General features: G+C 59.5%; 15 protein-coding genes. 8 read left to right on the top strand and 7 right to left on the bottom strand.

What is annotated here, in order from left to right; all coding sequences use genetic code 11:
• Nucleotides 1-8 precede the first annotated feature (8 nt).
• Nucleotides 9-1,523: an arabinosylfuranosidase ArfA gene (gene arfA, locus PQG80_RS09250; protein ID WP_271751007.1), complete on the bottom strand. Its 1,515-nt coding sequence runs from the start codon at nucleotides 1,521-1,523 to the stop codon at nucleotides 9-11.
• A 149-nt stretch (nucleotides 1,524-1,672) separates the two neighbouring features.
• On the opposite strand from arfA, the gene PQG80_RS09245 reads away from it, so the two are divergent.
• Together PQG80_RS09245 and PQG80_RS09240 are read left to right on the top strand one after the other, a co-directional pair.
• The gene (locus PQG80_RS09245; RefSeq protein WP_271751006.1) at nucleotides 1,673-2,575 is read left to right on the top strand and encodes an ArsR/SmtB family transcription factor; all 903 of its coding nucleotides are present in this window, start codon (nucleotides 1,673-1,675) and stop codon (nucleotides 2,573-2,575) included.
• 131 nt (nucleotides 2,576-2,706) lie between these two features.
• The gene (locus PQG80_RS09240; protein WP_271751189.1) at nucleotides 2,707-3,153 is read left to right on the top strand and encodes a spore coat protein; all 447 of its coding nucleotides are present in this window, start codon (nucleotides 2,707-2,709) and stop codon (nucleotides 3,151-3,153) included.
• A 50-nt stretch (nucleotides 3,154-3,203) separates the two neighbouring features.
• Here the strand turns inward: PQG80_RS09240 and PQG80_RS09235 are convergent, their stop codons facing one another.
• From PQG80_RS09235 to PQG80_RS09215, 5 genes are all read right to left on the bottom strand, one after another.
• Nucleotides 3,204-4,010, bottom strand: coding sequence for an ABC transporter ATP-binding protein (locus tag PQG80_RS09235; RefSeq protein WP_271751005.1), 807 nt, complete (start codon nucleotides 4,008-4,010; stop codon nucleotides 3,204-3,206).
• Nucleotides 4,010-5,041 carry a FecCD family ABC transporter permease gene (locus PQG80_RS09230; protein ID WP_271751004.1) on the bottom strand — a complete coding sequence of 344 codons (1,032 nt, stop codon included), beginning with the start codon at nucleotides 5,039-5,041 and terminating at the stop codon, nucleotides 4,010-4,012. Before PQG80_RS09230 ends, PQG80_RS09235 begins: the two co-directional genes overlap by 1 nt.
• On the bottom strand, nucleotides 5,038-6,078 hold the full coding sequence (locus PQG80_RS09225; RefSeq protein ID WP_271751003.1) for a FecCD family ABC transporter permease: 1,041 nt from the start codon (nucleotides 6,076-6,078) through the stop codon (nucleotides 5,038-5,040). The genes PQG80_RS09230 and PQG80_RS09225 overlap by 4 nt, the downstream gene beginning before the upstream one ends.
• A complete protein-coding gene (locus PQG80_RS09220) occupies nucleotides 6,071-7,186 on the bottom strand; it encodes an iron-siderophore ABC transporter substrate-binding protein (RefSeq protein WP_271751002.1) in 1,116 nt (371 codons plus the stop codon). The genes PQG80_RS09225 and PQG80_RS09220 overlap by 8 nt, the downstream gene beginning before the upstream one ends.
• Before the next feature lie 113 nt (nucleotides 7,187-7,299).
• Nucleotides 7,300-8,262, bottom strand: coding sequence for an NAD(P)-dependent alcohol dehydrogenase (locus PQG80_RS09215; protein WP_271751001.1), 963 nt, complete (start codon nucleotides 8,260-8,262; stop codon nucleotides 7,300-7,302).
• Between the two features lie 105 nt (nucleotides 8,263-8,367).
• Between PQG80_RS09215 and PQG80_RS09210 the strand changes: the two genes are divergently transcribed.
• Nucleotides 8,368-8,970, top strand: coding sequence for a Crp/Fnr family transcriptional regulator (locus PQG80_RS09210; RefSeq protein ID WP_271751000.1), 603 nt, complete (start codon nucleotides 8,368-8,370; stop codon nucleotides 8,968-8,970).
• Nucleotides 8,971-9,163: 193 nt separating this feature from the next.
• On the opposite strand, the gene PQG80_RS09205 is transcribed toward PQG80_RS09210, so the two are convergent.
• Nucleotides 9,164-9,994: a hypothetical protein gene (locus PQG80_RS09205; protein ID WP_271750999.1), complete on the bottom strand. Its 831-nt coding sequence runs from the start codon at nucleotides 9,992-9,994 to the stop codon at nucleotides 9,164-9,166.
• 276 nt (nucleotides 9,995-10,270) lie between these two features.
• On the opposite strand from PQG80_RS09205, the gene PQG80_RS09200 reads away from it, so the two are divergent.
• The 5 genes from PQG80_RS09200 to PQG80_RS09180 all read left to right on the top strand — a co-directional run bounded on the left by PQG80_RS09200 (nucleotide 10,271) and on the right by PQG80_RS09180 (nucleotide 17,290).
• Nucleotides 10,271-12,016 carry a sensor histidine kinase gene (locus PQG80_RS09200; protein WP_271750998.1) on the top strand — a complete coding sequence of 582 codons (1,746 nt, stop codon included), beginning with the start codon at nucleotides 10,271-10,273 and terminating at the stop codon, nucleotides 12,014-12,016.
• Nucleotides 12,013-13,599 carry a response regulator gene (locus PQG80_RS09195; RefSeq protein ID WP_271750997.1) on the top strand — a complete coding sequence of 529 codons (1,587 nt, stop codon included), beginning with the start codon at nucleotides 12,013-12,015 and terminating at the stop codon, nucleotides 13,597-13,599. The genes PQG80_RS09200 and PQG80_RS09195 overlap by 4 nt, the downstream gene beginning before the upstream one ends.
• Nucleotides 13,600-13,761: 162 nt before the next feature.
• Nucleotides 13,762-14,679 carry an ABC transporter permease gene (locus PQG80_RS09190; protein ID WP_271750996.1) on the top strand — a complete coding sequence of 306 codons (918 nt, stop codon included), beginning with the start codon at nucleotides 13,762-13,764 and terminating at the stop codon, nucleotides 14,677-14,679.
• A gap of 14 nt (nucleotides 14,680-14,693) precedes the next feature.
• Nucleotides 14,694-15,626, top strand: coding sequence for a carbohydrate ABC transporter permease (locus PQG80_RS09185; RefSeq protein WP_271750995.1), 933 nt, complete (start codon nucleotides 14,694-14,696; stop codon nucleotides 15,624-15,626).
• A 62-nt stretch (nucleotides 15,627-15,688) separates the two neighbouring features.
• Nucleotides 15,689-17,290, top strand: a complete 1,602-nt coding sequence (locus PQG80_RS09180) for an ABC transporter substrate-binding protein (protein ID WP_271750994.1) — start codon at nucleotides 15,689-15,691, stop codon at nucleotides 17,288-17,290.
• The last annotated feature ends 169 nt before the right edge of the window (nucleotides 17,291-17,459 follow it).

Below are 17,459 nucleotides of genomic sequence, written 5' to 3'. Positions count from 1 at the left end.
ATACGATTTCATTCGCTTCTTGCCGTCGAGAGCCGGATGACGTTCCAGGAAGCCGGGCTGAGCACGGCTTCAACCTTTCCTTGATCCACCGCGGACCGGCCGCCGGCGCGCGGGACGACCCGGGTCGGATCGGCCTTGGTATTGACGGCCTTCAGGTCGTCGCTCTCGAGCACGATATGCTCCAGCAGGCGCGCCTCGCCGAAGCTGCGGATGTCGACGTCGAGCGCCATCGGCTCCTCGAGATGACGGTTGACCGCAAAGATCGTCAGGACGCCCTGCGCTTCGTCGTACACGCTGACCGACTCGAGATACGGAACGTCCGTGAAGTCCTTGGCATCGTACTTGGGCGCTTCGACGACCGACTGCAGCACCGTGCCTCTGCCGTAAGCCGAGGCATGGAGGAAGGGATAATAGGTCGTCTGCAGCCAGAGCGGGCCGCCCGTCTCGGTCATGATCGGCGCGATCGTGTTGATCAGCTGCGCCAGGCAGCCGATCTTGACCCGGTCGGCATGCTTCAGCATCGTGATGAGGTAGCAGCCGACGCCGAGCGCGTCCTCGAACGTATACGCATCCTCGAATTCGGGCGGCGCGATCTGCCAGCGCTCGCTCGCGCGGCTGGAGCCGATCGAGTGCCATACGTTCCACTCGTCGAGCGATAGCATGATCTTCTTCTTGCTGCGCTTCTTGGCCTGGACGTAGTCGCAGATCGAGGCGACGCTGCCGATGAATTGATCGAGATCCAGCGAGCTGGCCAGGAAGTTGGCCGTGTTGCCGGCATTGTTGTTGTAATAAGCATGCAGCGACAGGTAATCGACCTGTTCGTATGCCAGATCCAGCACCGTGGCCTCCCACTCCGCGAAGGTCGGCATGCTCCTGGAGGAGCTGCCGCAGGCGACCAGCTCGATCGAGGGATCGACCCAGCGCATGACCTTGGCCGTCTCGTTCGCCAGGCGCCCATACTCGACCGCCGTCTTGGCGCCGATCTGCCAGGGTCCGTCCATCTCGTTGCCGAGGCACCAAGTCTTGAAGCGGTGGGGCTCGCGGTAGCCGTGGGAGATGCGCATATCGCTGTAGTGGGAGCCCGACGGGTGATTGCAGTACTCGACGAGATTCCTCGCGTCGTCCGCGCCTCTCGTGCCGAGGTTGACGGCCATCATCACTTCCGTGCCGGCGAGCTTGGCCCACTCCGCGAATTCGTTCGTGCCCATCTGATTGGTCTCGGTCGTCCACCAGGCGAGCTCGAGCTTGTGCGGGCGCCCGGCCTTGGGCCCGACGCCGTCCTCCCAGTTATAGCCGGACACGAAGTTGCCGCCCGGATAACGCACGATCGGGACCTGCAGCGCGCGGATCGCATCGAGCGCGTCCTGGCGGAACCCGTTGGCGTCGGCGGTCGGATGTCCGGGCTCGTAGATGCCGCCATATACGGCGCGGCCCAGGTGTTCGATAAAGGAGCCATACAGTCTGGGGTCCACGGCGGATACGGCGAAGTGCTTGTCGACGAGCATGACGGCGCGAATCGTCATTGAGAATAAGCCTCCCTGATGATGGATTAACATATAAGCGAATTCAATAAATGTTGAGTTTGCATTATATTCGTAACATAATGAGGATTAGCGGGACAACTATAACTTTCAGGATTCGATTAAAACATAATTCATAAAGAGGTGAATACATGCTGATCTCCACCGATGCGCATTCGCTGCGCGTCTATGAGGCGTTGGCCAGCGAGGCTCGCTTGCGCATCATCGATCGATTGTTCGAGCGGGAGAGGCACGTCAAGGAGCTGGCGGCGGAGCTGTTCCTGAGCAGCGCGGTCGTGAGCGGCCATATCCGCAAGCTGGAGGAGGCCGGCATCGTCGGCAGCAGGATGAAGCGAATTAACGGCGGCACGTACAAGTATTGTTATGTGAAAACGGAATTCCTGCAGATCAAGCTGTCTCCGGAAGCGCCGGGCGCTCTAAGCTTCCACGAGTTGTCCCTGCCGATCGGCCAGTATACCGATTACGAGGCGTGGCCGACATGCGGGATCGCGACCGTGGAGCATCTGATCGGGCAGTACGACAATCCGGTCTGCTTCATGGAGCCGGAGCGGGTGAACGCGGGCATTCTGTGGATGGCCAAGGGTTGGGTGGAATACAAGCTGCCGAACTATCTGTACAAGGACCAGCGGCTTCACGAGATCGAGATCTCGCTCGAGATCGGTTCGGAGGCGCCGCGCGTGAACGAGAATTGGCCTTCGGACATCCGCTTCTATCTGGGCGGCGTACCTGTGGGACTATGGACCAGTCCGGGCGACTTCGGGGACAAGCGGGGGAGACTGACGCCGGAATGGTGGCATTCGGACGTCAATCAATACGGATTGCTCAAGGTGCTGCGGATCAAGGAAAAGGGGACCTATATCGACGGGCAGCGAATCTCGGACGTCGGCCTGCGGGATATCGGGACGGATGCGATGAACTGGACGCTTCGGATCGCCGCCGAGGATACGGGCCGCGGCCGGGGAGGCGTGACCCTGTACGGCAAGGGCTTCGGCAATTACGATCAGGACATCGTCGTCCGCAGTTATTATGCTTAAGCATTCCGGGCGGACAACATACCCGTGTCGTTAGCCCGGCATAAAGTATCCCATCCAACGCGATGGAGGGAACTGGATTGTACGAAAATCAAAGACAGACCCAGCCTCAGCACCTGGCTTGGCACGAGACGATGGAGATGCACGAGACGGTCGCATTCCAGTCGAACCATCTGATGGCGTTCAAAATGCATATGGCCGAAGTCAAAGAGGCCGGTCTGAGGCAGCTGTATCAGGAAACGATTCGTTCGCTGGAGCAAAACCTGAAGGAGCTGCTCCCCTATTACCAGGCGGCGCCGACGAGCGAGCTGCGCGCCGGCACCGATGACAAAACGGCTTTCTTTGCCACGCACCTGCTGCTCTTCGCCAAGACCGCCGTCCGCAACTATGCCATCGCCATCACGGAGACGGCCACGCCCGCGCTGCGCGACACCTTCCTCAAGCAGCTTAACCAGGCGATCATGCTGCACGGCAAGGTGTTCGCATATATGCAGAGCAAAGGTCTCTACCCGGCCTACGATCTGAAGCTCCTGCTCGCGAGCGACCAGAAAAACGCCGCCGAAGCCCTAAAGATGAAATAAACGATCAAGGCCCCCCGACAGCCGGGGGGCCTTTTACAAAGGGGCCTATCCTATACAGGGAGAACATGATAGCGGCCCTTCGGCACCACCATAGGAGAACCGGATACCGGATCGGCGATGACCGTGCAGTCCAGCCCGAATACGTCCCTCACCAACCCGCTCGTCATAACCTGGGCGGGCTCGCCCTCCGCCACCAGCCGTCCCTCTCGCAGCGCGAAAATATAGTCCGCATAGCGCGCCGACAGGTTCATGTCGTGCAGCACCATGACGATCGTCGTCCCGTGCTTGCGGTTCAGGTCCGTCAGCAGATCCAGAATCTCGATCTGGTACGTGATATCGAGGAAGGTCGTCGGCTCGTCGAGGAACAGGATGTCGGTCTGCTGCGCCAGCGCCATGGCGATCCAGACCCGCTGCCGCTGTCCGCCGGACAGCTCGTCGATATGCAGGTTGGCCAGCTCCGCGATGTTCATGATCTCCATCGCTTCGGCGACCGCTTCGTAGTCCTTTTTGGACCATCCGCTCAGGAGCGACTGATGCGGGAACCTGCCCCGTCCGACCAGATCCGCGACCGAGATGCCCTCGGGCACGATCGGGGATTGCGGCAGCAGCCCCACGATTCGCGCCAGCTGCTTCGGCGGATACTTGCCGATCGGCTTGCCGTCCAGCGTGATCTCTCCGGACGCAGGCTTGATCAGCCTCGCCATCGTTTTCAGCAGCGTGGACTTCCCGCAGGCGTTGGCGCCGACGATGACGCTGATCTTGTTGCTGGGAATGACGAGGCTGATCCCGTGAAGGATCGTCTTGTGATCATATCCGGCCACGATGTTTTCGGTTTTGAAAAGATGCGTCGGTTTCATTATAAATTTCCCTTCCGATTCATGCGGATTAGCAGGAGGATGAGGTACGGCGCCCCGAGTATTCCGGTGATGACGCCGACGGGAAATCGGACCTGAAAAGCGAATTGCCCGACGAGATCCGCGGCCAGGACCAGGTTGAGGCCGACCAGACCTGACGGAATGACGTTCGAGAAGCCCACGCCGACCAGCCGCTTGGCGATCGGGCCGGACAGGAACGCGACGAACGCGATCGGTCCCGTCGTGGCGGTCGCCAGCGCCAGCATGCAGACGGCGCTCAGGATCAGCCAGATGCGGGTCTTGTCCGTATGCGCGCCGAGCGAGGTCGCCGCCTGTTCGCCCAACTCAAGCATGCTCAGATGCTTGCTCAGCACGATCGCGACGGGCGCGCAGATCAAGACCGAGATGACCAGCGGAGGCAGCTCGCGCATCTGCGAGCCGTTGAGGCTGCCGCTGAGCCAGCGGAGCGCCGCAGGGATGTCCTGCTGCGCGCCGACGAGCAGGAGATAGGATATCATCGCGCTCAGCATGGCCTGTATGCCGATGCCGACCAGAATCAGCCGTCCCACCGAGAACGGCTTGGCTCTCGACAGCGCATAGATGGCGACCACGGTAGCAAGACCGGCAACGACCGAAGCGATCGACACGACCGTATCGCTCGTGTGCAGCACAATGATGCAGAAGACGGCCGCCGCGCTGGAGCCTGCGGTGATGCCGATGACGTTCGGGTTCGCCAGCGGGTTGCGCAGCATCGTCTGGAAGGTATTGCCCGCAAGGCCGAATGCGAAGCCCGCGAACAGTCCGGCCAGCATCCGCGGCAGACGGATCGTGTTCACCGCGAAGGATACGCCCTTGAGCTGCTCGCCCGACAGCGCCCGGAGGACGTCCCGCGCAGGATACAGGGTGTTCCCCAGCATCAGCATCAGGCAGCACAGGATGCAGGCCAGCAGCGCGAGGCTGCAGGTGACAAGGAGCCAACGGCGGCGCCTGTGACGTCTGCCCGCCAAGATATATTCGTAGGTCGCGTTGGTCATATGGATCGCACTTTCGCTCGCGTCGCGAGCAGGATTAATAGAGGCGCGCCGACAAAGGCCGTAACGACGCCTACTTCAAGCTCTCCCGGACTGCCCGCGAGCCTGCCGATCACGTCGGATATCGTCAGGATGACGGCGCCGGCGATCGCCGACATCGGGATGATCACCCGCAGGTCGGGTCCGAGCGTCAGGCGGATCAGGTGCGTGGCGAGGAGCCCTACGAATCCGATGGGCCCCGCCAGCGCAGTCGCCGCGCCGCACAGCAGTACGGCCGCCAGCGCCGCGACCAGCCTCAGCGTCCCCGTGCGCACGCCCAGCCCGGTCGCCACGTCGTCTCCCAGCGCCAGCGCATTGAGCGCCGGGCCGACGACGAAGCCGATCAGCAGTCCGACGGCCAGGAACGGGATAAATGTCGCGATCGCGTCCCAGGAGCCCGCGCCGACGCTGCCCACTTGCCAGAATCTGAACTGGTCCATGACATAAGAGCGGGGGATGATGATCGCGGTGACCAGCGAAGAGAGGGCGGCCGTCGTGGCGGCGCCCGCCAGCACGAGCTTCAGGGGCGTAGCGCCGCCGCGTCCCATGGAGCCGATGCCGAATACGAAGACCGCGGTGACCGTCGAGCCGGCCAGCGCCAGCCAGATATACTGGTCGGCGGTGCTGATGTTCAGGAACGCCATGCCGCATACCACGAACAACGCGGCGCCCGTGTTCACGCCCAGTATGCTGGGGTCCGCGATCGGATTGCGGGTGACCGCCTGCATCAGCGAGCCGGATACGCCGAGCGCCGCGCCGCAGAACAGGCTGAAGACGGTACGGGATATTCGCTTGCGTACGACGTTCGCCGCGTAGGAGTCGATGTCGGGGCGGAATAGGCCGTCGATCAGCTCGTGCCATCTCACGAACCGGGAGCCGAGCGCCAGAGATGCCACTACGCATACGCCGAGCAGAATAACAGAGATAACCAGCACCTTCGTAAAATGCCTCGGGAGAGGCGAGTGAAGGTGCCGGTTATTGGCGGTCGATGAATTAGCCATTGATCTTGCTGAGCGCGTCTCCGATTAGCTTCAGATAGTCGTCGATGGTATACGCGATCGAGAGCGGGTTCGGGTTGCCGGAAGCGGCGAGCGGGGTGCCGTTGCCGATGAAGACGACGGAGCCTCTCTGGATGGCCGGGATCTTGCCGAGCACCGGGTCGGCCTTGACGGCTGCGTACAGGCTCTCGTCGCCGTAGCCGATCAGCAGATCCGCATCGTTCAGGCTGTCCGCATTTTCGGTGCTCAGCTTTAAGGAATAGCTGGTGGGATCCGTAATTTGCTCGATGACACTCTCAGGGTATTCCATGCCGAGCTCCTGCAGAAATTCGCCGCGGGGATCGACCGGGGTGTAAACGTTGATGCTGGACAGATCCTTGGCCGAGAAGTTCGTCCAGACGACCTTTTTGCCCTGCATTTCCGGATATTTGCTCGCTTTTTCCTTGATGAGCGCCTCGGTGTCCTTGATGAGCTGTTCGCCCTCCGCCTTCATGCCCATGCCCGTCGCGTTGAACAGAACCTGCTCGCGCCAGCTGGTGACCCAAGGCTTGGACTGGTAGGCCACGACCGGAGCGATCTGGCTCAGGGTGTCGTAATCTTCCTGCGTAATGCCGGAGTAGGCGGCCAGGATGACGTCGGGGTTGGCGTCCGAGATGGCCTCGAAGTCCAGGCCGTCCGTGTCCTGGAACACGTTGGGGTCGGTCGCGCCGAGCTCCTTGAGCTTGGCGGCGGTCCAAGGCAGCAGTCCGCTGTCGTCCTGCACGCCGTAGTTGGCCGCCGAGAAACCGACGGGCACGACGCCGAGAGCCAGCGCCACGTCGTGGTTCGCCCATTGAATGGTGACGACGCGCTCGGGCTTTTTCTCGATGACCGATTCGCCGAACGCATGCTTGATCTTAATCGGATATTGAGCCTCTGCATCGCTGGCAGCGGATGCGGAGGCAGAAGAAGCTTGGGAAGAAGCCGGGGCGCTCGCGGAAGCGGACGCAGCCGGGGACGATGAGGCGGAAGCGTTCGTATTGGAAGCGTCGTTGGAGCAACCGGCGAGGAAGACCATAATAGCAGCAGCCATCAGCAGTGCGCTTAAAGAAATTTTACGTGTTGCTTTCATTTGTGCGGACCCATCCTTATGTATAATATTGATGATAATGATTATCATCCTCGATACTATATATTGGATGCCGCCCGCTTGTCAATCTATTTTGACCTTAAAAATAGAGGCCGTCAAAGCTTCACGATCACATTGCCCTTCTTGCGCCCGGTCTCCACGTATTGGTGGGCATCGGGCAGAAGCTCCAGCGGATAGCTGCGATCGATCACGGCGTTCAGCGCGCCGTTCCGGGCGAGCTCCATGAGGAACGCCAGATTTGCTTGGTTCTGCATGAGGCCGGCTGTCGCAAAGACGGCGCGTCTGCCTGGGAACAGCGAGGTCCATACCATCTGTAAAACGATAGAAAGCTTGGGTGCGGTGGTAAGATAAACGCCCTTCGGCGTAAGCGCGCGCCTGCATGCGGCGAAGGAGCGTGTGCCCACGGCGTCAAAAGCGGCATCATAGGCCTTGCCTGCCTTCGTGAAATCCTCAAGCGAATAATCAATGATATAATCCGCGCCCGCTTCGCGTACCAGCGCTCCGTTCGCGGCCGAGCACACGCCGGTTACTTCAGCGCCATAGTATTTGGCCAATTGAACGGCGTAAATGCCGACTGCGCCCGAAGCGCCGTTGATCAGCACGCGATGCCCCTTCCGCAGCTTGGCCTTGTCCCTTAGAAACGTCAAGGCGGTGGCGCCTCCGTCGCAGATGCCGACGGCTTCTTCAAAGGCGATTCCGTCGGGTATCATCGCGAGCGGGCTTTCCTCGGAAAGGCACTTATATTCGGCATATGCGCCGAAGTTTTTGACGCTCATCCCGAGCACGCGGTCCCCCGCTTTAAATGACTTCACCTCTTGCCCGACGGCCTCGACCACGCCGGCTAATTCGGTTCCGCCGACCGGGAATTTCGGTCTGGACCATCCGTATATGAGTTTAATCATCATCGGTTCGCCCTTGCGAAAAGCAACGTCCGACGGCCCTACTTTAGCAGCGTGAACTCTGATGAGAACTTCCTTGCTTCCGGGCGAAGGCTTAGCGATCTCCTGCGGGACGATGACTTCCGGCGGGCCGTACGCATGTTGAACCATGGCTCTCATGGGTTTTCCTCCAATGATCAGTGCGTTTATGTTTACAAAGGTCCCTCGGGCGTAGAAAATGAAGGGGAGGAAGGACGGAACGGAAGGAGATGCGGGAAAGCGGCCATGAAACGCATTCTATATAAGTACCTGTCGAGATGGACGACGCTTAGCGAGGAAGACCGGCAAGCGATCGTCGACCAGATCCACGTGGCGCCCTTCGATAAGGGGACCGTTCTCATCAGACAAGACGAGACCCCTGCCAAGTGCTATTTCATCCTGAAAGGCTGCGTCAGGCAGTTTTCGATCGACGAAGAGGGCAGAGAGGTCACGTCCAATTTCTACACCGAAGAACAGGCCATCGCCGTCTTCAATCATCACAAGCCGGACCGATCGTCAGATTATACTTTTACGTGCGTTGAAGATTCGGTGCTGGTCGTCGGCGATCTGGACACGGAACAGGACATGTACGACAAGCATCCTCAGTTGGCGTCGATGACCCGCAGAATGATCGAGGAGAGCTACGGCCAGGTCCAGGCGGAATTCTCCGCGTTTATCGAATCTTCGCCCGAGGAACGCTTCAAGGCGCTGCTTGGGAAACGCCCGGCGCTCGTCGACAGGGTGCCCCAACATCAGTTGGCCAGCTATCTCGGCATCACGCCGGAATCGCTAAGCAGGATCAAGAAGAGACTCCGGAATGACAGCCATCCCCCTAAGTTCAAGTCATGACTCGATTTTAACGAGAAGGATGCTTGCGCGCATTGACTTAAATCAAGGATGATAGCGGGGCGAACCTAAGAAACGCAAATGCAAACGCCCCTTTGTCCGTCAGGTCGCCTAACCGATAGGCGTCCGGACAGACAGAGGGGCGTTCGTCATAGGAAAGGCTGAAGCGGCGCATTCACTTGAGGGACGCTAGCGATTAGTTTGAATAGAACGATAACCCGCCGACTACGGCAGTCGTAGACGAGGCTTCCAGCCGGTAAGTGCCTAGCGGCTGCCCCGATGCCAGCGTGGTGCTCAGCGAGCTGCTCTGACCGGGGGAGAGATAGGCGGAAGCGCTGCCGGCATAAGTGCTGCTCGATCCGGATACCCGGTACAACGTGAAGTAGATGTACGTGCCGCTAGTGGAGCTTGTGTTGGTAAAGCCGGCGCTGAGAACGATATTGCCCGACAAACCGGATTGCGTGTAGGTCTGGAAGAAGGCGGGCGTCGCGACGCCCTTGGTCGACTGCGCGGTTTGGCCGGTGGCATTGCGGGCCACGACCTTGATCGCGTACGACCTGCTCGGAGCGGCGGACAAGGAATAGCTCGTCGCGGTCGTCGTCGTATACAGCGCCCCGTCCACGTAGAGATCGTATTCGACTGCGTTGCTCGCGCTCCAGCTTAAGCTGATGGAATTGTACGTCGCGGAGGCGGTGATCACCGGCGCCGACGGGCAACCGAGCGTGGTGACGGGAGACGTGCTCGTGCTTCCGTATGAGCCGATGCCTCTGACTTCGAAATAATAGGTGGTACAAGGGCTGAGTCCCGTCATCGGATAGGAACTCGTATTGGCCGTGGATACATAGAAGCTGCCGTTCTTGTAAATTTGAACCGCGTTTTCGCCGGCCTGCAGCGTCCAGTTCAACTGAAGCGAATTGCTCGTGACGCTTGACGTAGAAGCATACATGGCGGCGTTGGCGGTTAAAGCGGGAATCAGCGACACCATTAAAACCAAGCCCATTAACACTTTAATCATTCGTTTTTTCACGCGATAACACCTTCCTCTTTTAGAATGGTCGGAGCCTGAACCTTAATACGCTTGCGGCAGACCGCCTCCTTTCACCAGCCCATGTTTGGCTATCCACCACGAAGTTACCACCCGGAAGTTATGGGTGCAATTATGCTTATTGACAATTACTATGCAAAATAGCTTTACTTGGGCGATTATGGCAGCTTGCTGATCTAGCAACCGCTCTCATTTCATTGTAAAATGGGACAACCCTCTTCAACCCAAGGGGTAACCGAACGGAAAGGGAGCGCGCGCATGGCGAAGTTCCGGCTCAACCGCAAGTACATTCCGTTCACGTACAAGACGATGCTCCCCTATCTAGTGCTGGTGCTGCTGACGGATCTCCTGGTCGGCTACATTTCGTATACCATGCTCGTGCGGTCCCGTACCGAGATGGCGGAGACCAACATCCGGACCGCGATGCAGCAGACGGGAAACAATATGGAATACCAGATCGACGAGATCAAGCGCATGACGAACTCGCTCTTTCTCAACACGACCTTCCAGAGCGCCCTGCAATTCCGGGGGGATACCCGGGAGAATATGCTCAAGATGAGAGACGATATCGTCCCGTATATGAAGGCGCCCCTCCAGCTGTACGGGAACAAGCTGAGACTCGTCCTGTACGCGGTCAACGATACGATGCTCGAGATCGCGGGCGACGATATGTCGCTGCCGATCGGCCGCAGCGATTATTACGTCCTGACCGCGCAGAGCGTCGCGCATACGGATTGGCTGAGGTCCATCGCCGCCTCGAACAAGGACAACCTGTGGCAGCAGATCGATACCGACCGCGAGCTGGGGAACATATCCTATATTCGCAAGCTGTTCGCGGCAAGCGGCACGCAGTCGCTAATCGGCTACATTCGCGTGACGGCGAGGCTGGACGAGCTGCTTGGGAATTTCGAGGCTTTTCCGATCGAACAGGGCATTGCCCTCCGCTTGATAGACAAGGAGACGGCAACCCATCTGTACGAGCGCGGGAGCGTGGCGCCGGGCGCAAGCGACGGTTCCTACCTCGTCATCAGCGAAGACATCCCGGGCTCCGATTATGCGATCGAGACCTGGGTGCCGGACCGTTACTTAAATAAAGACGCGAGCGAGATGCGCCGCGTGATCGGGGCCGTGTGCGTCATCAGCTTCGTAGTCATGGCCCTGATCGGCTTCCTCGTGGCCCGGCTGTCAGGCAAGAAGATGAAGCGCATCGTATCGCTCGTGCGGTCGTTCCAGGAGGGCAACTTCTACAAGCGGATCGGCTTCGCCGGCAACGACGAGTTCGTCTATATCGCCGACGCCTTCAATCAGATGGCCCAGAGCATCCAGGAGCTGATCCGCGACGTCTACGAGCAGGGCATCCAGAAAAAGCAGGCGGAGCTGGACGCGCTGCAGGCGCAGATCAGTCCGCATTTCCTGTACAATACGCTGTCGACGATCGCCAGCCTGGCCAATCTGGGAGAGGTCCGCAAGGTCACCGAGATGGTCCAGGGACTATCCAAGTTTTACAGGCTGACACTTAACGAAGGACAGGTCTATATTACGCTTGAAGAAGAAATCGAGCAGGTAAAGGCGTATCTCGACATCCAGCGGGTCAAGTATGCGGACGCCTTCCAGGTCTACTTCGATATCGACCCCGATATCCGCCGCGTCCCGATCATCAAGCTCGTCCTGCAGCCGTTCGTGGAGAACATCTTCAAGCACGCCTGGTTCGGGGAGTCGATCGCCATCCGGATCTCGGGCAAGCGGCTGGGGGAGCGGATCGAGCTCAAGGTCATCGATAACGGCATCGGGATGCGCGCGGATACGCTGAACAGGATGCGGTCGAGCGCCGTTCGCAGGGACGGCTACGGATTGAAGAACGTCGAAGAACGAATCAAGCTGAGGTACGGCAACGACTTCGGCATCCGCATAGGCAGCTACTACGGCGCGGGCACGACGGTCGAGCTTATCCTGCCGGTCGACAACGCGGAGATTCGGGAAGTGAAGAGGGACGGTGAAGAATGATGGACAACGATATTCATGTCCTGCTGGTGGACGACGAAGCGGTCGATCTGGAATGGCTGAGACGCCGGGTGGCGGGCCACGAGCTGTTGTCGCCCGAGCGCGTACGGACGGCGCCCAGCGGATTCGCCGCGCTCGATCTGATGAAGCGGCAGCGGATCGACATCATTCTCTCCGATATTCGGATGCCGATCATGCTGGGCACCGAATTCGCGCGGCGGGCCAAGGAGATCAATCCGCAGGTATCGATCGTATTCATCAGCGGCCACGAGGACTTCCACTATGCCAAGGAAGCGATCCAGCTGAGCGCGCACGGGTATCTGCTCAAGCCCGTCGAGGACGGCGAGCTGCACGCGACGCTGACGGAGCTGTGCGGCAGGATCGAGCGGGAGAAAAAACAGCACGACTCGCTGTCCGAGACGCTGTCGCTCGTCAACCAGGAGCTGCTGCTGCGCTGGTTCAACGAGGCTGCGCCGGGCGGCGAGGCGGAGACGCATATCCGCAGCTTCCTCGCGCCGATGCTCGAGGGCGGCACCGCGGTCGCTATCGTCGAGATCGACGATATCGCCTGGAAGACGCGGCACTCGACCCCCGAGGAGCGGCGCGCATGGCTCGGCAGCGCGAGTCAGTTTATACGTTCCTTTACGCAGGAACGCAATATGGGCATGGTCATCGCCACCCACGACCATCATTTCGTCATTTTGGCCGCCGTTCCCGCGTCCTATTTCTCCGCTTTGCTCGAAGAGCTGATCCGCGCGTTCTCCGAGCGATTCTCCTCCTCGGTCACGATCGGGACGGGGATGTACACGACGGCGTTCGGTCAGCTGCACGACTCCTACCGGCAGGCGCAGGCCGCGCTCAGCATCAAGTGGATCGTCGGCAAGAACCGGCTGATCCAGGACGCCTCGCAGTGGCGCCCCAAGGAGCGGATCGCCCCGGATCTGGAGGAGATCGTCGACCGGATGCTGAAGGCGATGCTCGAGTACGACCTGACCGCGATCGACGATTGCCTGCTGCAGCTGTTCGACGGGGATCATCCGCTCTCGCAGAAGAACGAGATTTACGATCTCATTATCCGCATTACGTCCAAGCTCCACGCGGACCTGCGGCAGCTGAACGAGCACCTGTACGAGATTCTGAATTGGGATTCCCATCAGCCGTTCATCCTGTTTCAGTTCGAGACCGTGCATGACATTCTGTCGTGGCTGAGACGGAGATTCTTCGAGCTGTCCGAGCTGCTCTACCTCAAGCGGCAGCGCCAGAAGCGCAAGCTGATCGAAGACATCGCGGCGTATGTCAGAGACAGGCTGGACCAGAAAATCACGCTGAACGAAGTGGCCGCGCACTTTAACTTTACGCCGAACTACTTGGGTCAGCTGTTCAAGGCCGAGACCAACAGCCTGTTCAGCGACTTCCTGAACGAGCAGCGCATGAAGCGGGTGTGCGAGCTGCTGGAGGAGCCGACCAAGAAGGTGTACGAGATCGCGGAGCAGGTGGGCTACAAGAACATCATCTACTTTAACCGGCAATTCAAGCAGTACATGGGCATGTCGCCCGGCGAATACCGCAAGAAGCACAACATCTGAATCGTCGCCCTCTTCCATGAGACTCCGTTCCCGAGGGAACCGGAGCCTCATTTTTTTCGCGGATCGTTGAATTCGTATTATCTTTAGTTGTTCCGCTGAATTTTGCCGCTCCGACCTGGCCTCTATAATGAGACTTACAGAGGAGAGAGGGGAGCGGATACGATGCGGAGCGGCTTCTGGCACGATCTGAGAAAGTACAAAATGTTCTTGTTGATGCTGACCCCTGCGGTCATTTTCTACCTTTTGTTCGCTTATATCCCGATGGCGGGCATCATCATCGCCTTCAAGCGCTACGATTATGCCGGCGGCATCTTCGGCAGCGCGTGGAACGGATGGGACAACTTCCGCTTTTTCTTCGACTCCGGCAATGCCTGGCAGGTCACGCGCAATACGGCGCTGTACAACATCGCGTTTATCGTCGTGAACAACGCCCTCCAGATCTTCGCCGCGATCCTGCTGTTCGAGGTGGGGGGCAAGTGGTTCCGCAAGATCGTTCAATCGGCGCTGTTCCTCCCGTACTTCATCTCGTGGGTCGTCGTCGGCGCGATCGCCTACAACCTGCTGAACTACGATATCGGCACCGTGAACGCGCTGCTGAGAGGACTGGGCCTGGAGCCGGTCGATATCTACAACACGCCCGCCTACTGGCCGTTCCTGCTGGTGCTGGTGTCGGCGTGGAAGGGGCTCGGATACGGCACGGTCATGTATCTGGCCGCCATCACGAGCATCGATACCGAGATGTACGAGGCGGCGGAGATCGACGGGGCGAACATCTTCCAGCGCATCCTGAAGGTGACGATCCCGAATCTCTACCCGACGATCATCATCCTGGTGCTGCTCGCAGTCGGCAATATCTTCCGCGGAGACTTCGGCATGTTCTACAACATGGTCGGCAACAACGGGGTGCTGTTCTCCTCGACGGACGTCATCGACACCTTCGTCTTCCGGTCGCTGATCACGTCCAACGACATCGGCATGTCGGCCGCGGCAGGCGTCTTCCAGTCGGTGCTCGGCTTCGCGACGATCATGGCGGTCAACTACGCGGTGCGGCGGTACGACAAAGACCGCGCGCTATTCTGAGGGGGGCTGATGACATGAGCGCAACGGAAGTGAATCTGGACAAGTCGTTCGCGAAAACCTCGGGCGTCAAAAAAACGGATCAGAAAATATTCGCGGCCATCGGGTACGGCTCGCTGACGATTATGGCCGTGCTGTGCCTGCTGCCGTTCCTGCTGGTCGTGTCGTCCTCGCTCACGAGCGAGAACAAGATCATCACGGCAGGTTACCAGTTCATCCCGACGGACTTCTCCGCCGAGGCCTACAGCATTCTGTTCAAGTATCCCGCGGAGATGATCCAGGCCTATCTGGTGACGATCGGCGTGACCATCGGCGGCACGCTGCTCGGCCTGTTCCTGACCTCGATGACGTCTTATGCGTTATCCAGGAGAGACTTTAAATGGCGCAACGGCTTCTCCTTCTTCTTTTTCTTCACCACGCTGTTCAGCGGCGGGCTCGTCCCGTGGTACCTGCTGATCGTGAACTACCTGCACATGAAGGATACCGTGCTCGCGCTGATCGTGCCGCTCGTGCTCAACGTCTTCTACATCATCGTCATGAAGTCGTTCCTGGGCGGCATACCGGAGGCGATCGTCGAGTCGGCCAAGATCGACGGCGCGGGCGACTTCCGGATCTACGCCCAGCTGATCCTGCCGCTCTCCAAGCCGGCGCTCGCGACGATCGGGCTGTTCCTGGCGCTGGCCTACTGGAACGACTGGTACAACGCGCTGCTGTTCGTATCCGACGAGAAGCTGATGCCGCTTCAATACTATCTGTACAAGATGCTCGGCAATATGGACGGCATGCGCAAGGCGATGATGGGCGCGGGCGCGGTCGTCACTACGGCCCTCCCGACGGAGAGCCTGAAGATGGCGATGACGGTCGTCGCGACGGGGCCGATCCTGCTGGCCTATCCGTTCGTGCAGCGATACTTCGTTCAGGGTCTCACGATCGGCGCAGTCAAGGGATGAATACGGGGCAGCCCGGTTTATCGATAGAGGAAGATACGACTACCATTAGGGGGAAGAATGGCATGTTGAAAAAAAGCAGATGGGCAGCGTTCACGCTCTTATTCGCATTCGTCATGATCATGAGCGCGTGCGGAGGCAACAACAACAATAATGCGGGTTCCTCCGCAAGCGCCGATCCGTCCGGCAGCGCGGAGCCGTCGGCGAGCGCGTCGCAATCGTCGTCCGCCAGCGCCTCCGCGCCGGCCGAGGGGGCCGTCGACACGTCCAAGGAAGTGAAGCTCAAGATGATCTTCGTCGGACCGAAGCCGGTCGACTATGATTCGGTATTCGCCGAGATCAACAAGAAGCTCAAGGACAAGATCAATGCGACGATCGAGGGCGAGTTCCTCGACTGGTCCGACTGGGCGCAGAAGTATCCGCTGAAGCTGGCCGCGGACGAGAACTTCGACCTGATCTACTCGGCCAACTGGGCGGGCTACAACGACCAGGCGCTGAAGGGCGGCTTCCTCGAGCTCACGGACGATATGCTCGCGAAGTATGCGCCGCAAGCATGGGCGAACATGTCCAAGGTCAGCTGGGATCAGGCCAAGGTCAACGGCAAGCTGTACATGGTGCCGCAGAACCGCGGAGAATCCGTAGAGAAGCTGATCCTGTACCGCGAAGACCTGCGCAAAAAGTACAACCTGCCGGAGATTAACAGTCCGGAAGCGTACGCCACTTACTTGAAGACGATCGCCGAAAAGGAGAAGGGCATCGTGCCGTTCACGCCGGAAACGGGCGACTGGAAGTTCCACAACCTCGACCGCGTGCTGCTCAAGCAGCAGAACGAATGGAACATGTTCGACCTGGATATGCCGTTCGCCTTCAAGCTGACGGACGAGAAGGGGCAAGTGTTCAACGTCTACAACACGCCGGAATTCAAGCAATTGGCGACGTATTACAAGGATCTCGCGGACCACAACGCCTGGTCCAAAAACGTCCTGAACAGCAAAAACGACCACCAGGCGGACTTCAAGGCAGGCAAGACGGCCTCAATCACGCATAACAACGGTACGCTCGGGTCGCTGATGGCGCTCATGCGCCAGGAGAATTCGCCCTACGAAGTCGCGCTGGCGGACATCAACCAAGGCAAGAAAAAGTCCGTGGCCATCTCGACGCAAAACGGCACGTCGGTGCATGCGACCTCCAAAAACCCGGAGCGCGCGCTGATGGCGATCGATCTGCTGCAAAACGACAGAGAGCTGCACGACCTGATCATGTACGGCGTCAACGGCGTCCACTACGAGCCGGTCGGCGACGACAAGTACAAGGCGCTCGACAAGAATCCGAATTACACGGGCTTCTCCAACTGGAGCTTCAACTCGCCGCTCAACCGCGACAACGAAGCGTTCCCGCAGGAAGCGTCCGACCTGGTCAAGAGCTGGGAAGCCGGCGTCTACCACTACCCGCTCGAGACCTTCGTGTTCGACAACAGCAAGGTCAAGACGGAGATCGCCAACGTCGGCAACGTCATGCTGCGCTACGGCATCCCGCTCGAATACGGCCTGGTCAAGGACATCGACAAAGGCTTGGCTGATCTCAACAAGCAGCTGGAGTCCGCAGGCATCGCCAAGATTCAGGCCGAGCTGCAAGGTCAGATCGACGCGTTCCTGGCGAAGAACTAAAGGGAGATAGCCGAGGCGAAGAGGTGCGTACAGCGCCACATGGCGGGGGTGCGGCGCCAGCCGAGGCGAAGAGGCGCTGTACAGCGCCACATGGCGGAGTGCGGCGCCAACCGAGGCGAAGAGGCGCTGTACAGCGTCACATAGCGGGAGCGCGATGCCAGCCGGGCAA

Source organism: Cohnella rhizoplanae (genome assembly GCF_948329515.1).
Classification (GTDB): domain Bacteria; phylum Bacillota; class Bacilli; order Paenibacillales; family Paenibacillaceae; genus Cohnella; species Cohnella rhizoplanae.
The sequence above is the reverse complement of the archived record's forward strand: the minus strand, read 5'-3'. Positions and strand labels throughout refer to the sequence as shown.

What these genes read in the sequence shown, in the direction of transcription:
- PQG80_RS09190 (WP_271750996.1), top strand. Translation starts at nt 13,762, where the DNA reads ATGCGGAGCGGCTTCTGGCACGATCTGAGAAAGTACAAAATGTTCTTG.
- PQG80_RS09185 (WP_271750995.1), top strand. Translation starts at nt 14,694, where the DNA reads ATGAGCGCAACGGAAGTGAATCTGGACAAGTCGTTCGCGAAAACCTCG.
- arfA (WP_271751007.1), bottom strand. Translation starts at nt 1,523, where the DNA reads ATGACGATTCGCGCCGTCATGCTCGTCGACAAGCACTTCGCCGTATCC.
- PQG80_RS09200 (WP_271750998.1), top strand. Translation starts at nt 10,271, where the DNA reads ATGGCGAAGTTCCGGCTCAACCGCAAGTACATTCCGTTCACGTACAAG.
- PQG80_RS09240 (WP_271751189.1), top strand. Translation starts at nt 2,707, where the DNA reads ATGGAGATGCACGAGACGGTCGCATTCCAGTCGAACCATCTGATGGCG.
- PQG80_RS09180 (WP_271750994.1), top strand. Translation starts at nt 15,689, where the DNA reads ATGTTGAAAAAAAGCAGATGGGCAGCGTTCACGCTCTTATTCGCATTC.
- PQG80_RS09230 (WP_271751004.1), bottom strand. Translation starts at nt 5,041, where the DNA reads ATGACCAACGCGACCTACGAATATATCTTGGCGGGCAGACGTCACAGG.
- PQG80_RS09215 (WP_271751001.1), bottom strand. Translation starts at nt 8,262, where the DNA reads ATGAGAGCCATGGTTCAACATGCGTACGGCCCGCCGGAAGTCATCGTC.
- PQG80_RS09245 (WP_271751006.1), top strand. Translation starts at nt 1,673, where the DNA reads ATGCTGATCTCCACCGATGCGCATTCGCTGCGCGTCTATGAGGCGTTG.
- PQG80_RS09220 (WP_271751002.1), bottom strand. Translation starts at nt 7,186, where the DNA reads ATGAAAGCAACACGTAAAATTTCTTTAAGCGCACTGCTGATGGCTGCT.
- PQG80_RS09225 (WP_271751003.1), bottom strand. Translation starts at nt 6,078, where the DNA reads ATGGCTAATTCATCGACCGCCAATAACCGGCACCTTCACTCGCCTCTC.
- PQG80_RS09210 (WP_271751000.1), top strand. Translation starts at nt 8,368, where the DNA reads ATGAAACGCATTCTATATAAGTACCTGTCGAGATGGACGACGCTTAGC.
- PQG80_RS09195 (WP_271750997.1), top strand. Translation starts at nt 12,013, where the DNA reads ATGATGGACAACGATATTCATGTCCTGCTGGTGGACGACGAAGCGGTC.
- PQG80_RS09235 (WP_271751005.1), bottom strand. Translation starts at nt 4,010, where the DNA reads ATGAAACCGACGCATCTTTTCAAAACCGAAAACATCGTGGCCGGATAT.